Genomic DNA, 15,015 nt, shown 5'->3' on the forward strand with positions numbered 1-15,015 from the left:
CCATGATCCAGATCCAGAACGTTTCCAAGTGGTACGGCAGCTTCCAGGTGCTGACCGACTGCACGACCAGCATCCGCAAGGGCGAGGTCGTGGTGGTCTGCGGCCCTTCGGGCTCGGGCAAGTCCACCCTGATCAAGACCGTCAACGCGCTGGAGCCCTTCCAGCAGGGCGACATCGTGGTGGACGGCATCTCCCTGGCCGACCCCAAGACCAACCTGCCCAAGCTGCGTTCGCGCGTGGGCATGGTGTTCCAGCACTTCGAGCTGTTTCCCCATCTCTCGGTGACGGAGAACCTGACGCTGGCGCAGATCAAGGTGCTGGGCCGCAATGCCGATGACGCCAAGACGCGCGGCCTGAAGATGCTGGACCGCGTGGGCCTGTCCGCCCACAAGGACAAGTTCCCCGGCCAGCTCTCCGGCGGCCAGCAGCAGCGCGTGGCCATCGCCCGGGCCCTGTCCATGGACCCCATCGTGATGCTCTTCGACGAACCCACCTCGGCCCTGGACCCCGAAATGGTGGGCGAGGTGCTGGACGTGATGGTGCAGTTGGCCAACGAGGGCATGACCATGATGTGCGTCACGCACGAGATGGGCTTTGCCAAGAAGGTCAGCCACCGCGTGATCTTCATGGACGCCGGCAAGATCGTCGAGGACTGCCGCAAGGAGGACTTCTTCGGCAAGCCGGAGGAGCGCTCGCCGCGCGCACGTGACTTCCTGTCCAAAATTTTGAATCACTGATCCCGGCGGCGCATGGCTGAAATGCAGCGCGGTCTGCGCATCCTGCTCGGCTCGCTGGCCGCGGCGCTGCTGGTCGGCGGCGCCGGCTGGCTGGCCTATGCCGCCAGCCTGCGCCAGGGCACGGAAGTGCTGCGGCGCGAATCCAACCATCAGTTGGAGCTCTTCGCCGCCGCCGCGGAGGGCGTGATCAAGCGGCAGGAGTCCATCCCCGCCACCCTGCAGCTGAGCCCCGAGGTGCTGGCCCTGCTGCGCGAGCCCCAGTCCGCCGCCCGGGCCGAAGCCGCCAGCCTCTACCTGCGCCGGCTCAACGCCCACCTGGGCAGCCTGGAGCTCTTCGTCCAGAACCAGCGGGGCCAGGTGCTGGCCTCCAGCGAACCCGGGCTGCTGGGTGAGGACCTGTCCTTCCGCCCCTATTTCCTGGAGGCGCTGGCCGGCCGCGTGGGCCGGCACTTCGCCATCGGCACGAGGGACGGCCGGCCGGGCTACTACGTCTCGCACCCGATCCACGACGGCGCCCGCGTGGTGGGCGTGGCGGCCATCAAGATCAAGCTGGACCCCATCAACGAGGCCTGGGCCACTCTGGGCTCGCCGGCCCTGCTGGCGGATTCCAACCAGGTCGTCATCCTGTCCTCCGAGCCCGCCTGGCGCTACACCAGCCTGGCCGAGCTGAGCGTGGACCAGCGCGTGGACCTGCAGCTCTCGCGCCTCTACGCCGCCCAGCCCCTGCCGCGCTTTCCCCTGCAGGTGGACCTGCGGGTGGACGAGGACAGCCAGGTCGTCGAGGGCGTGCTGCCCAACGGCCTGGGCGCCGCCGCCTCCACGCCGCGCCTGGCCAGCCGCGCCATGCTGGTGATGGGCCGCACGCTCAACGGCATGGACTGGCGGCTGATGATGTTCAGCGACCTGCGCCCCGTGCGCCAGCAGGCCAGCACCCATGGGCTGCTGGCCAGCCTGGGCCTTGGCGTGGTGCTGCTCAGCGCTCTGATCCTGCTGCAGCGCCGCCGCATCCTGCGCCAGAAGCTGGAAGCCCACGCCGAGCTGGAGGACCAGGTGGGGCGGCGCACGCAGGCCCTGTCCGAGGCCAATGCCCGGCTGGCGCAGGAGGTGACCGAGCGCCAGCAGGCCGAGGCCACGCTGCGCCGCGCTCAGGACGAGCTGGTGCACGCCGGCAAGATGGCCGCCCTGGGTCAGTTGGCCACCGGCATCACCCACGAGCTGGCCCAGCCCCTGGGCGCCATCCGCACCCTGGCCGGCAATGCGCTGGAGTTCATGCGGCGCGAGGACCTGCGCTCGGTGCAGGGTAATCTGGAGATCCTCACCCGGCTGGCGGACCAGATGGGCCAGATCATCCAGCCGCTCAAGGGCTTCGCCCGCAAGAGTCAGGCCCGCCCGCAGCGCTGCGACGTGGGACAAGCCCTGGGCAACGCCCTCTTCCTGCATGACCAGCGCATCCGCCAGCAGCAGGTCAGCCTGGAGCGCGAACTGCAGCCTGGCCAGGTCTTCGCCTTCTTCGACCCCAACCGGCTGGAGCAGGTGCTGCTGAACCTCATCGGCAATGCCCTGGATGCCGTGCAGGGTCAGGAGGAGCGTGTGATCCGGGTGCAGGCGATGCAGGCCAGGGGGCAGGTCTTGCTCCTGGTGCATGACAGCGGTCCCGGCCTGGGCAAGGAAGCGCTGCAGCGCCTGTTCGAACCCTTCTTCACCACCAAGGAGCAGGGCACGGGTCTGGGTCTGGGCCTGGCCATCTCGCGCGACATCGCCCGTGAGGGAGGCGGCGAGCTGGAGGCCCGCAACCACCCACAGGGCGGCGCGGAATTCATCCTGCACCTGCCCGCCGCCGACGCCCCTGAGGCCCCTGACGGGCCCGCCCAGGCCTGACAATGCCGTCATGAGCCTGCCGCCCCACCCCGAGCTGTCCGTCCTGCTGGTCGAGGACGATCTGCACATGCAGCTGGGCTGCGTCCAGGCCCTGCAGCTGGCAGGCCTTGCGGCGCACGCCGTGGCCTCGGTCGAAGAGGCCCGCCCGCTGCTGCACAAGGGCTTTGCCGGCGTGGTCGTCACCGACATGCGCCTGCCTGGCGCCGACGGCCTGAGCCTGGTGCGCCACAGCCAGGAGATGGACGCCGCTCTGCCCATCATCATGATCACCGGCCATGGCGACGTCAGCCTGGCCGTTGAGGCCATGCGGGCCGGGGCTTACGACTTCATCCCCAAGCCCTTCTCGCCGGAGCACCTGGTCGAGGTGGTGCGCCGTGCGCTGGACAAGCGCCGGCTGACCCTGGAGGTCGCCCAGCTGCGCGAGGCCCTGGCAAGGCGCGACGGCGTGGCCGGCCAGTTGGTGGGTCGCTCGCCGCAGATCGAAGCCGTCCGCCAGCTGGTGGCGCGGGTGGCGGAGTCCCGCGTGGATGTGCTGATCCGCGGCGAGACCGGCACCGGCAAGGAGCTGGTGGCCCAGGCCCTGCACGAGCTCTCGGCGCGCCGCGGCGGCCCCTTCGTGGCCCTCAACTGCGGCGGTCTGCCCGAGACCCTGCTGGACAGCGAGCTCTTCGGCCACGAGCCCGGCGCCTTCACCGGCGCGCAGAAACGGCGCATCGGCAAGATCGAGCATGCCAGCGGCGGCACGCTGTTCCTGGACGAGGTCGAGAGCATGCCCATGGCCGCGCAGATCAAGCTGCTGCGCGTGCTGCAGGAGCGCCAGATCGAGCGTCTGGGCTCCAACCAGTCCCTCCCCGTGGACTGCCGCGTGGTGGCAGCCAGCAAGGACGACCTGCTGGAGAAGTCCCGCCAGGGCAGCTTCCGCAGCGACCTCTACTACCGCCTCAATGTGGTGACCATCGACCTCCCGCCCCTGCGCGAGCGGCGCGAGGACATCCCCCTGCTGCTGGAGCACTTCCTACTGCTGGCCGCCCGCCGCTACGGCCTGGCCGTGCCCGTTGTCAGCGTGGCACAGCTGCGCACCCTCACGGCCCACCACTGGCCCGGCAACGTGCGCGAGCTGCGCAATGTGGCCGACTGCCTGGTGCTGGGCGTGCGCAGTGACGTGATGGGCGATGTGCCGGGCGACAGCACGGCCGCTGCCCCCGCACCCCAGGCCCTCTCACTGGCTGAGACCGTGGAGGACTTCGAGAAGAGCCTCATCCGCGAGGCCCTGCAGCGCCACGGCGGCAACATCGCCCGCAGCGCCCAGGCGCTGCGCACACCCAAAACCACGTTGGCGGACAAGATCCGCAAGTACGGGCTGAATGCGGGGGAGAGCGGCTGAGGTCTTCCTGCGAACCCCGGTATCTTTTGGCTCCGCATGCCCATTTGCATACACTGCGCCAGCAATGAGCACCGCCCCCATGGACCCCGCACGCATCCTTCTCGTTGAAGACGACGACCGCCTGGCCGCGCTGGTGGCCGAGGCCCTGCGCAAGGCCGGCTATGCCGTCGATTGCTGCGGCGACGGCACCGAGGGCGAAGCCCGGCTGCGCGCCGAGCCCTATGACGTCGTGCTGCTGGACGGCCACCTGCCTGGCAAGGACGGCTTCGATGTGCTGCGCGACGTGCGCCGCGAATTCAAGGGCCGCATCGTTATGCTGACCGCCCGCGACGATGACATCGACCAGGTCCTGGGCCTGGAAGGCGGGGCCGACGACTACATCACCAAGCCCGTCGCCCCGCGCGTGCTGCTGGCCCGGCTGAAGGCCCTGCTGCGACGGGACGCGGCGCCTGCCGCGACGGCGGAGGCGGCCGGCGGCGAGCCGGCGGACGAAATGAACTTCGGCCCCGTGCAGATCCGCCCCACTGCACGCGAGCTGCGCGTCAACGGCGAGGCCGTGGAGCTGACCACGGCCGAGTACGAGCTGCTGCTCTTCCTGGCCCGCCGTGCCGGCCAGGTGGTCTCGCGCGAGGACATCATGCAGGGCCTGCGCGGCCTGGAGTTCGACGGCCTGGACCGCGCGATCGATGCCCGCGTCTCGCGACTGCGCCGCAAGCTGGGCGACGACGCCCATGCGCCGGAGCGCATCAAGACGGTGCGAGGCCAGGGCTACCTTTTTGTCCCCTGACGCCATGCCGCGCTGGCTGCGCCTGCCCCGTTTCAAGCCCTCACCCCTGGCGCGCATCGCGCTGGGCCTGGGCCTGGCAGTACTAACGCTGATGTTGATGGCCCAGGGTCTGGTGGCAGTGGCTGTCGATCAGTTCACGGCGGACTATGTGAAGCGCTTCATGCGCGGCACGGTGGACGTGCTGGTCAACGAGCTGCGCCCCCTGGACCACAAGGCCCGCGAGGCCCGCATCCGCCAGCTGGACCAGACCTTCGCCTATCCCGTCAGCCTGGTGCGCATGCAGGACCTCAGCGGCACGCGCCAGGAGCAGCTGCTGCGCGGCGAGCTGGTGGTGGCCGGCATCAACAGGCGGGTCTATGCACGCCTGGACCCCAAGGGCGACGCCGTGCTGCAGCTGGGCCCGCTCAATGCCGACTGGCAGCCGGGCGAGTCCTGGCAGCTGCCGCGCGAGCTGTGGCTGCAGCTCTTTTCCGCGCTCGCGCTGGCCGTGGCGGTGATGGGCCTGGCCTGGTGGCTGCTGCGCCCGGCCTGGCGCGATCTGCGCGAGCTGCAGGCCGCCGCCGACCAGATCAGCGCCGGCCATTTCGACACCCCCCTGCCGCGCCCCCGCAGCCGGCTCTTCGCGCCCCTGGCCCATGCCATCCGCTCCACGCTGCAGCGCCTGGCCTCGGCCCTGGCCAGCCAGCGCGAGCTCACCGGCGCGGTCTCGCACGAGCTGCGCACGCCGCTGGCCCGCCTGCGCTTTGCCATCGACGCCCTCATCGACGAGGACGACGCCGCCCGGCGCGAGTCCCAGGTCCAGGCCTGTGAGCGCGACATCGAGGAGCTCGAAGGCCTGATCGACGCCAGCCTCATGCTCGCCCGCCTGGACACCGGCGCATTGAGCGCCAAGCCCGAACCGGGCGACCTCAGCGAGCTGCTGTTCGCCGAATCGGACAGCCTGCGGCCGCTGCTGGACGGCAAGCACCTCAGCCTGCAGATCAAGCTGCCCGATACCGCCCTGCCCTTCGATGCCCAGATCCTGCCCTACGCCCTGCGCAACGGCCTGCGCAATGCGGCCCGCCATGCCCGCTCGCGCATCTGCCTGCAGGCCTGGCTGGACCAGGAGCAGATCTGGCTGGCCATCGATGACGACGGCGAAGGCGTGCCCGAGGCCCTGCGGGAGCTCGTCTTCACGCCCTTCAAGCGACTGGAGCGCCACCGCCGCTCGCGCGGCTTCGGCCTGGGCCTGGCCATCGTGCGCCATGTGGCCGAGAGCCATGGCGGCGAGGCCTTGATGCAGCGCGCACCTGAGCTGGGCGGCGCGCGCCTGCTGATCCGCTGGCCGCAGCAAATGCCCCCGGGGCGCTGAGGCCACGGCTATGCTCAGCACATCCCGCCCACTGGAGTTCGCCATGCAAAGACGCTTTGTGCTGCAAGGGGCTGCCGGCCTCGCCACCGCGATGGCCCTGCCCCGTGTCCATGCGGACGAGGCCCCCGCGCCCACGCCCGTGCCGGGCCGCGACTGGTTCGTCTTCCTGGAACGCGGCGTACCCACCCCGCCGGACAAGGAGCGGGTGATGGCCATGCAGAAGGGTCATATCGAGAACTTCGGCCGACTCTTCGCGGCGGGCAAGCTCTTCGCTGCCGGCCCCATGCGCGACCCCTCCCAGCTCAAGCGCGGCATCGTGGTGGTGCGCGCCCCCGATCTGGACGCCCTGCGCATCTACTTCACCGAGGACGAGTACGTGGCCCTGGGCCACATGACGCTCAATGCGCAGCCCTGCGTGGTGAAGAAGGCGCTGAACACCACCGGCCTGAACCTGAAGAAGATCGTCGAGAACCGCATCGTGATGCTGTCCGGCGCCGCCGCGCTGCGGCCCGAGGAACGCCAGCAGCTCGAAGCCGCGCTGCAGGCCCTGGTGGACGAGGGCACGCTGGGCGCCTGGTATGCGATGCAGGCCGGTCCCATCGACCACGTGCTCTTCCGCGCCGGCAATGACGAGACCCCACTGCAGGCTGCCCTGGCGCGCCTGCCCGGCCGTGCGGACGAGCGCCTGCAGGCGGCCGTCTGGGGCCAGTGGTTCGCGGAAGGCGTGGTCCGCTGAAGCCTCAGCCGCGCGGCCGGAGCTTCAGCGCGCCCAGCGCCAGCAGGCTGTACAGCCCGCCCATTGCAAAGGTGCTGCCCGGGCCCAGACCGTCCCACAGCCAGCCGGCCAGGCCGCCCGAGACCAGCATGGCCAGGCCGCAGAAGAGGTTGAAGAAGCCATAGGCCGTGCCGCGCAGCGCGGCTGGCGCCACCTCGGCCACCAGGGCCGCCAGCAGGCCCTGGCTCATGCCCATGTGCACGCCCCACAGGGCCACGCCGGCCAGCACCCAGGGCCAGCCCTGGGCCCAGCCCAGCAGGGCCTGGGAGGCCAGCAGCAGCAGCAGGCTGCCGGCCAGCAGTCGCGTCGCAGGCATGCGGTCGGCCAGCTTGCCGAAGGGATAGGCGCAGGCCGCGTAGACCGCATTCATGGCCACCATCACCAGCGGCACCAGGGCCAGGGGGATGCCCTGCTGCTGCGCGCGCAGCACCAGGAAGGCCTCGCTGAAGCGTGCCAGGGTGAAGAGCGCGCCCAGGCCCGCCACCCACCAGAACGCTGCCCCCAGCTGCGCGAGCTGCGCGCGGCTCAGGGGATTGGGGCGTTGGGCGGCCGGCGGCGGTGCCGGCTCCCGCACACCCACCGCCAGCAGCAGCACGCAGGCCACGGCCGGCACGCAGGCAACCCAGAACACGGCGCGGAAGTCGCCCGCCCACAGCAGCATCAGCGCGGCCGCGAGCAAGGGGCCCAGGAAAGCGCCGACGGTGTCCAGGGACTGGCGAAGGCCGAAGGCCGCGCCGCGCAGATCAGGCGGCGCGATGTCGGCCACCAGGGCATCGCGGGGGGCGCCGCGCAGGCCCTTGCCCACACGGTCGCTGAGCCGCGCGGTGACCAGCAGGCCCACTCCGGGCGCCAGGGCAAAGAGCGGCTTGCTGAGTGCGCCCAGGCCGTAACCCAGCAAGGCCAGGGGCTTGCGCCGCCCCCAGTGGTCGCTGAGCATGCCGGAGAAGATCTTGACGATGAGCGCCGTGGCCTCGGCCGCGCCCTCGATCAGGCCCACGGCCGTGGCGCTCATCCCCAGACTGCCCACCATGAACAGCGGCAGCAGGCTGTGGATCATCTCCGAGGAGATGTCCATCAACAGGCTCACGAAGCCCAGCACCCAGATGGCGCCGGGGACGCGGCGCAGAGTGGCGAAGCGGGTGTCTTCGACGGTGAGAGGGCTCACGGGGTGGCTCATGAAGTGAGCTACAGCCCCGCCCCGGTTCAGATGCGGCGGGCCAGGGACTCGGCCGTACCGGTGTAGCCACCGGGCGTCAGTTCGAGCAGTCGGGCCTTCTCGGCCTCGGGCAGCTCCAGCCCGCGGATGAACTCCTGGATGGACTCGCGCGTGATGGCCTTGCCGCGGGTCAGCTCCTTCAGCCGCTCGTAGGGGTTGGGCAGGGCGTAGCGGCGCATCACGGTCTGGATGGGCTCAGCCAGCACTTCCCAGGCGGCATCGAGGTCGGCGGCCAGGGCGGCCTCGTTGACCTCCAGCTTGTCCAGGCCCTTGAGCAGGGAGTCATAGCCCAGCAGCGCGTAGCCCAGGCCAACGCCCATGTTGCGCAGCACGGTGGAGTCCGTCAGGTCGCGCTGCCAGCGGCTGATGGGCAGCTTCTGGCTCAGGTGGGTCAGCACGGCATTGGCCAGGCCGAAATTGCCCTCGGCGTTCTCGAAGTCGATGGGGTTGACCTTGTGCGGCATGGTCGAGGACCCGATCTCGCCAGCCTTGGTGCGCTGCTTGAAGTAGCCCAGGCTCACGTAGCCCCACACGTCGCGCGACCAGTCGATCAGGATGGTGTTGGCGCGGGTCACGGCATCGAACAGCTCGGCCATGTAGTCGTGCGGCTCGATCTGGATGGTGTAGGGGTTGAAGCTCAGACCCAGCTGCTGCTCGATCACGCGCTGGCTGAAGGCTTCCCAGTCGAAGGCGGGCCAGGCGGACAGGTGGGCGTTGTAGTTCCCCACGGCGCCGTTCATCTTGGCCAGCAGCTTCACGTCGGCGATGCGGGCGCGCGCGTTGCGCAGGCGGGCCACGACGTTGGCGATCTCCTTGCCCACGGTGGTGGGGCTGGCGGTCTGGCCATGGGTGCGCGAGAGCATGGGCACGGCGGCCAGGGTGTGGGCCATGGCGGTGAGCTTCTCGATGATGCGGTCCAGCGTGGGCAGGATCACGTCCTGGCGGGCAGCCTTGAGCATCAGGCCGTGGCTGGTGTTGTTGATGTCCTCGCTGGTGCAGGCGAAGTGCACGAACTCGCCGGCGGCCTTGAGCTCGGCGTGGCCCTCGAAGCGCGACTTGATCCAGTACTCCACGGCCTTGACGTCGTGGTTGGTGGTCTTCTCGATGTCCTTGATGGCCTGGGCATCGGCCTCGCCGAAGTTCGCCACCAGGGCGCGCAGCAGCTCGCGGGCGCCGGCGGACAGGGGCTTGAACTCGTCAAAGCCGGCGTCCGACAGGGCGATGAACCACTCGACCTCGACCTGCACGCGGCGGTGCATCAGGCCGAACTCGGACAGCAGCGGGCGCAGGCTGCCCATGCGCGAGGCATAGCGGCCGTCCAGGGGAGACAGGGCGGTGAGGGCGGAGAGGTTCATGGCGGGAAGCCGGCGGCGAAGCCGGGCGATTTCGGGAAGAGCGAGGGCAAACCCGCGGATTTTAGCGGGGCGGTCCCGGGGGCGTCCGTGGCATCCGTCGCGGCCGGCCAGGACAGGTTTCGCGCCAGGTCACAATTCGGGCGGCGCCCGGCAACGTTCCGGGCGCCCTGCATCATGAAGAGGGAGCCCGATTTGTCACCCGTCACCCAATCCTGGCGCCTGGGCGCACTCGCCGGCCTGCTGCTGGCCGCCGGACTGTCGCTGAGCGCCTGCCAGCGCCCCGGCAGCACGAACGCCGGCCCGGCGCTCTCGGCCTCCGCTGCCGCCTCTGCTGCCAAGACCGCCCCCAGCCTCATCGACAAGGGCGACGCCCTGCTGGCCCTGCATCGCCAGATGGTCGTGCTGATGGACGGCGAGGCCGCGCTCAAGCCCGCCGAGCGCGAGGCCGTCAGCAGCGTGGGCCTGATGCTCTTCCACGATCTGCAAAAAGGTCAGCGCGCTCTGGTGGAACAGGCCTTCGCCAAGGACGCCTCGCTGGACAGCCTTGCGCAGCTGCTGGACCGCGTCGAGGGCGAGCCCAGCTGGTTCGACGCCGACCGCCTGGCCTTCAAGGACCTGCTGCTGCAGCTGCAGCAGCGCCTGGGCGCCAGCCAGAGCATCGCCGGCCTGAAGCTGGCCAAGCGCGCGCAGGAGGACCTGGCCGTGCTGACCGAGGTGGAGCAGGCCTACGAGCGCGAGCTGCGCGACACCTTCGGCCGCTTCGCCCAGCGCGGCATCGAGCTCAAGCGCGAGAAGTGGGCGGACTACGTCGCCAAGCTCAAGACGATCTACAGCCGCGAGCAGATCCTCAAGGACTACGCCACCATCCTGCCCCAGGCGCAGGCCAAGCCCAGCGCGGCCAAGAGCGAGCGCGAGCTCTTCGGCCAGCAGTTACCCGAGAAGACCGTGCTGCTGAGCTTCGACGACGGCCCGCACGGCCGCTACACCGACGAGATTCTGGAGATCCTGCAGCGCTATCGGGCGCCCGCCATCTTCTTCGAGCTGGGTCAGAACCTGGGCAGCGTGGATGCGCAGGGGCAGGTCAAGCCCGGGCCCGGCAGCGAGGTCGCGAAGCGCGTGCTGGCCGCCGGCCACCAACTGGCCAACCACAGCTTCACGCACGGACTGATGTCCAAGTTCGCCCAGGCACAGGTGCGCGACGAGGCTGCCCACACCGAGGCCCTGCTCGACAAGGCCGGTCGCAGCGGCCAGGCCCTCTTTCGCTTTCCCTACGGCGCGCGCAACGACCAGGCGCTGGACACCATCGAGGCTCTCAAGCTGCGCTCGATGATGTGGAACATTGACTCGCTGGACTGGTCCGACCCCATCCCCAAGTCCATCGCCGCGCGCGTGATCGGCGAGGTGCAGAAGCAGCAGCGCGGCATCATCCTCTTCCACGACATCCACGCCCGTACCGTGCAGGCCTTGCCCCTGGTGCTGGACCAGCTGGTGGCAGAGGGCTACAAGTTCGCGAGCTGGAAGGACGGCCAGTTCATGAGCGCCGAGCGCAAGCCGCTGGAGACGGGCGACACCCAGCTGTCCGGCGCAGCGCTCTACCGCGACAGCCATGCGCTGATCGTCGGCATCGACCAGTACCAGCGCTGGCCCCGCCTGCAGCACGCCGGCCGCGACGCGAAGGCCATGCAGGAGACCCTGCAAACCCGCTTCGGCTTCCGCCCGGAGAACGTCAAGCTGCTGCTGGACGGCGAGGCCACGCGGGCCAACATCCTGCGCGCGCTCAACAAGCTCTCGGGCAAGGAGCTCAAGCGCGATGACCGCGTCTTCGTCTTCTTCGCCGGGCATGGCAGCACGCGCAGGCTGCCCAGCGGGCGCGAGGTAGGCTATGTGATCCCGGTCGATGCCGGCCTCGATGACCTGCAGACCGACGCCATCGCCATGCCCCAGCTGCAGGAGCTGGGCGAAGCGCTGCCGGCCAAGCATGCGCTCTTCGTGGTCGATGCCTGCTACTCGGGCCTGGGCCTCACCCGCGGCGGCGGCGCTCCGAACAACAACAACTTCATCCGCGACAACGCCCGCCGCCTGGGCCGCCAGATGATGACGGCCGGCGGCACCGACCAGCAGGTGGCGGACGACGGCCCCGGCGGCCACTCGGTCTTCACCTGGACCCTGCTGCAGGCGCTTGCGGGCAAGGCCGACCTCAACGGCGACGGCCTCATCACCGCCACCGAGCTGGCCGCCTACGTGGCGCCGGCCGTGTCCGCCGTGGCCCACCAGACGCCGGCCTTCGGCAGCCTGCCCGGCTCGGAGGGCGGTGAGTTCGTCTTCGAGCTGGCGTCCGCGCAGGAGCAGGCCCTCAGTGGCGACAGCAGCCAGCTCGACCCCCAGGCCTCGGCCCTGGCCAAGCGCCTGGACGAGGCCAAGACCGCCGCGCAGGCGCCTACCGCCAAGGCCGTGCAGGTCAAGCTGCAGGGCTTGGATGGCAAAGAGGTCGCCATCGCCGCCCCGACGGCCAAGGTGGACCCGGGCGCCCGCGTGGCGGCGCAGCGCGCCAACGACCGCGGCCTGCAGCTCTACAAGGAGCGCCGCTACGAGGAGGCAGAGGCCGCCTTCACCGAGGCCCTCAAGCTGCAGCCCCGCTTCGCGCTGGCGGCCAACAACCTGGGCTTCATCTACTACAAGCGCGGCAAGCCGGCGGAGGCCGCTCGCTGGTACCAGAAGGCCATCGAGATGGACGGCAGCCGCGCGCTGGCCTGGCTCAATCTGGGCGACGCCCAGCTGCAGGCTGGCGACGAGGCCGCGGCTCTGGCCGCCTACAAGAGCTTCGTGGAGCTGGCCCCGCAGCATGCCCGCAGCGCCGAGCTGCGCGCCTGGATCGCCCAGCCGGACGCAGCCCACCAACCCAAGCCGGCGGCCTGAGCCGGCCGCAGAATCCAGCCTTCCTGAAGAAGCCCAGCCCATGACCCAAGCCCCTTCCAACACCCCGGCGCCGCAAGGCCGCCGCTGGGCCACCCTCACCGCCATCCGCACCCGGACCATGGTGGTGTCCGTCTGCGCCCTGGTCGCCACACTGTGGCAGGGCTATGCCATCCAGAAGCACAACCGCCTGATGGTGCAGCCCATCCTGGATACCGAACTCAACACCGAGCTGGACGGCAGCTGGGTCCTGCTGGTCCAGAACAGCGGCCTGGGCCCGGCACGGGTGACACGCGCGGACATCCTGGTGGACAACAAGCCCCAGCCCAGCACCGCGGCCGCAGCCAAGGCCTTGGGGCTGGACCCTGCCTGCATGGGATCGGGTTCCCTGGTGCACTTCTACCGCGTCAACCAGCGCCAGATGGTGCTGTCCTCGGCCGGGCCGGACTGCAGGCTGAGCACCGAGAAGCTCGGGGCCGTGCTCAAGCGCCTGTCCATCACGCTCCACTACGAATCGCTCTACGGCGACCCGGCCGTGCACCAGGTGCTCCGGTAGGGCCCCTCAGCGCCGTGGCAGCGCCCAGCGCAGGCCGCGCACCATGGCGCTGGGAAAGGCCGAGAGGTGGTCCTCGTCGGGGATGATCTGGCGCTGCACCTGCAGGCCCGGCAGCTGGCGCAGGGCCTGCTCGAAGCGGCGGGTGTTGCCCACGATGTCGCCGTCCGCCTCACGGCCCGGCCGCGGGCGCCGCCCCGGTGCCTCCTGCTCCTTCGCGCCGGCGAGCAGCAGGACCTGCGCCTTCAGCGGCTGCCGCTTCGCCGCGAGCTGCTCGGCCTCCCGCAGCAGCCGCTCCTGGTCGTACCACAGCGAGGGACTGCTGAGGATGTAGCGCTGGAACAGGTCGGTGTGGTGCAGCAGCACATGGGCGCCGAGCAGGCCGCCGTAGGAGTGGCCCGCGAAGTAGCGCCGCGCGAGGTCGGCCTGCGGCACATGCGCGGCGAGGTAGGGCAGCACCTCTTCCCGGATGAAGCGCACATAGGCCTCGGCCTGGCCGTAGGTGCTGCTGCTGTCCTCGGCGGACGAGGCGCGCCGGCTGGGCGTGTAGTCGCGGTTGCGGCTCACCGTGGGGCTGTCGCCCAGGGCGTAGGACAGTCCCACCAGCACCATCTGCTGGGACTGCGGCCCCTCACGGCCCAGGCGCCGGCTCATGGCGCGTATCACCGGGAAGGCCACCGGCGCATCGGTGACGAAGAGCAGGGGCAGGCGTGCGCCGGCCTCGCTCTCGGGCGGCAGGCCGATGTAGAGCTCGTAGTCGCGCTGCAGCAGCCGCGAGTGCAGGCGGTGGACCTCGGTGCGGTCCAGGACATAGGGGGCGGGATCGGCCTGCGCCCCCCCTGGCCACGACAGGGGCAGCAGGCAGCACAGCAGCAGGACATGAAGGATCAGGCGGGGCATGGAACTCCTGGACGGATGTCGGCGGGACATGCGGCAGCCCAGGCCGGTGCATGCCGGCCTGTCTGCACAGGTGATGGGGAGGGAAGGAAGCGGGCTGCGATTGCGCCGGGGCGCCGGGGCTCAGCGCCCCAGCGAGCGGCGGATGGCCGCAGCGTCCTTGAGGCGCTGGGCCGAGCCGTCGGCGTCCAGCAGCACGACGGTGACGGCCTTGCCCGCCTCCTTCATGCGCATGGTCAGGCAGCGGCCGGCTTCCTCGGTGTAGCCGGTCTTGGACAGCAGGATGTCCCAGCCCTTTCGGCCCACCAGGCGGTTGGTGTTGTGGAACTCGCGGGCCTGGCCGTTGACCGGCACCTTGGCCCGGGACGCGCTGGTGATCGCATTGATCTCGGCGTAGCGGCTGGCCGCGGCGGCGATGCGCGCCATCTCGCTGGCAGTGGAGACGTTTTCGGGCGACAGACCCGTGGGCTCCTGGATCACCGTGTGCTGCAGGCCCAGGCCCTGCAGCTTGCGGCGCACCGCCAGACGGAAGGCCTCCAGGCCGCCCGGGTAGGCCCGCGCCAGGGCCGAGGCCGCGCGGTTCTCGGAGGACAGCAGGGCCAGCTTCAGCGCGGCCTCGCGCGGCAGGCGGCTGCCCACCTTGAGGTGCGAGGCGCTGTGCTTGAGGCGGTCCACGTCTTCGTCGGCGATGCGCAACTGCTCCTGGGGATCCTGGCGCGCATCCAGCACCACCATGGCCGTCACCAGCTTGGTCAGCGAGGCGATGGGCACGGGCTCGTCGGCGTCCTTGGCCATCAGCACGCGGCCGCTGCCCTCCTCGATCACCACGGCATGCCGGGCGTTGACGGGCAGGCGCCAGCCTGAAGTCGTGGGCCGGGCGGGCGCGGCCAGCACCGCCGTGGGCTCTGGGGCTGCGGGGGAAGCGGCCTGCAGCACAGCCTGCGCCGCCGATGCCGACGACGCCACGGCCTCCGGCGCCGAGGCGGCCGGCTGCGGCAAGGCCGCCAGCACGGCGGACTCGGTCTCGTCGCCCGCCTCGCCGCCGGCATTGACCTTGGCCTGCGCCTGAGCCAGCAGGCCGCCCAGGGCCAACAGCAGGGCCGGCAGGGCCAGCTTCCAGGCCGGCATCAGGCGCTCGCCAGGCTGCAGCAAGCCGCGCACGCGCTGCA

12 protein-coding genes are annotated in these 15,015 nt (G+C 70.5%); 8 read left to right on the forward strand and 4 right to left on the reverse strand.

From position 1 onward, the window contains the following. Nucleotides 1-2 precede the first annotated feature (2 nt). The 6 genes from H5407_RS06165 to H5407_RS06190 all read left to right on the forward strand — a co-directional run bounded on the left by H5407_RS06165 (nucleotide 3) and on the right by H5407_RS06190 (nucleotide 6,873). The gene (locus tag H5407_RS06165; protein ID WP_183103558.1) at nucleotides 3-737 is read left to right on the forward strand and encodes an amino acid ABC transporter ATP-binding protein; all 735 of its coding nucleotides are present in this window, start codon (nucleotides 3-5) and stop codon (nucleotides 735-737) included. Between the two features lie 12 nt (nucleotides 738-749). After that, nucleotides 750-2,615 carry an ATP-binding protein gene (locus H5407_RS06170; protein WP_183103559.1) on the forward strand — a complete coding sequence of 622 codons (1,866 nt, stop codon included), beginning with the start codon at nucleotides 750-752 and terminating at the stop codon, nucleotides 2,613-2,615. Between the two features lie 10 nt (nucleotides 2,616-2,625). Then, nucleotides 2,626-3,999: a sigma-54 dependent transcriptional regulator gene (locus tag H5407_RS06175; protein WP_183103560.1), complete on the forward strand. Its 1,374-nt coding sequence runs from the start codon at nucleotides 2,626-2,628 to the stop codon at nucleotides 3,997-3,999. A gap of 64 nt (nucleotides 4,000-4,063) precedes the next feature. Further along, nucleotides 4,064-4,786 (forward strand): response regulator transcription factor, encoded by a 723-nt coding sequence (locus H5407_RS06180; protein WP_183103561.1) that lies wholly within the window; start codon nucleotides 4,064-4,066, stop codon nucleotides 4,784-4,786. Then, nucleotides 4,776-6,137 (forward strand): ATP-binding protein, encoded by a 1,362-nt coding sequence (locus H5407_RS06185; RefSeq protein WP_183103562.1) that lies wholly within the window; start codon nucleotides 4,776-4,778, stop codon nucleotides 6,135-6,137. Before H5407_RS06180 ends, H5407_RS06185 begins: the two co-directional genes overlap by 11 nt. A gap of 43 nt (nucleotides 6,138-6,180) precedes the next feature. Continuing rightward, nucleotides 6,181-6,873, forward strand: coding sequence for a YciI family protein (locus H5407_RS06190; protein WP_183103563.1), 693 nt, complete (start codon nucleotides 6,181-6,183; stop codon nucleotides 6,871-6,873). A gap of 4 nt (nucleotides 6,874-6,877) precedes the next feature. On the opposite strand, the gene H5407_RS06195 is transcribed toward H5407_RS06190, so the two are convergent. Further along, entirely contained in the window at nucleotides 6,878-8,077 is a 1,200-nt protein-coding gene (locus H5407_RS06195; RefSeq protein ID WP_310737622.1) for an MFS transporter, read from the reverse strand. A gap of 38 nt (nucleotides 8,078-8,115) precedes the next feature. Further along, on the reverse strand, nucleotides 8,116-9,483 hold the full coding sequence (gene purB, locus H5407_RS06200) for an adenylosuccinate lyase (protein WP_183103565.1): 1,368 nt from the start codon (nucleotides 9,481-9,483) through the stop codon (nucleotides 8,116-8,118). 192 nt (nucleotides 9,484-9,675) lie between these two features. Here purB and H5407_RS06205 point away from each other — a divergent pair, with 192 nt between their 5' ends. After that, complete coding sequence (locus H5407_RS06205; protein ID WP_255501095.1) at nucleotides 9,676-12,399, forward strand: polysaccharide deacetylase family protein; 2,724 nt, start codon at nucleotides 9,676-9,678, stop codon at nucleotides 12,397-12,399. A gap of 40 nt (nucleotides 12,400-12,439) precedes the next feature. Continuing rightward, a complete protein-coding gene (locus H5407_RS06210) occupies nucleotides 12,440-12,952 on the forward strand; it encodes a hypothetical protein (protein ID WP_183103567.1) in 513 nt (170 codons plus the stop codon). Nucleotides 12,953-12,958: 6 nt separating this feature from the next. Here H5407_RS06210 and H5407_RS06215 read toward each other — a convergent pair whose 3' ends face one another. Next, nucleotides 12,959-13,849: an alpha/beta hydrolase gene (locus H5407_RS06215; protein ID WP_183103568.1), complete on the reverse strand. Its 891-nt coding sequence runs from the start codon at nucleotides 13,847-13,849 to the stop codon at nucleotides 12,959-12,961. A 120-nt stretch (nucleotides 13,850-13,969) separates the two neighbouring features. After that, nucleotides 13,970-15,015 (reverse strand): D-alanyl-D-alanine carboxypeptidase family protein (locus H5407_RS06220; RefSeq protein WP_255501096.1); only part of this gene is annotated, 1,046 nt, incomplete at its 5' end.

Source organism: Mitsuaria sp. WAJ17, assembly GCF_014174515.1.
Classification (GTDB): Bacteria; Pseudomonadota; Gammaproteobacteria; order Burkholderiales; family Burkholderiaceae_C; genus Roseateles_B.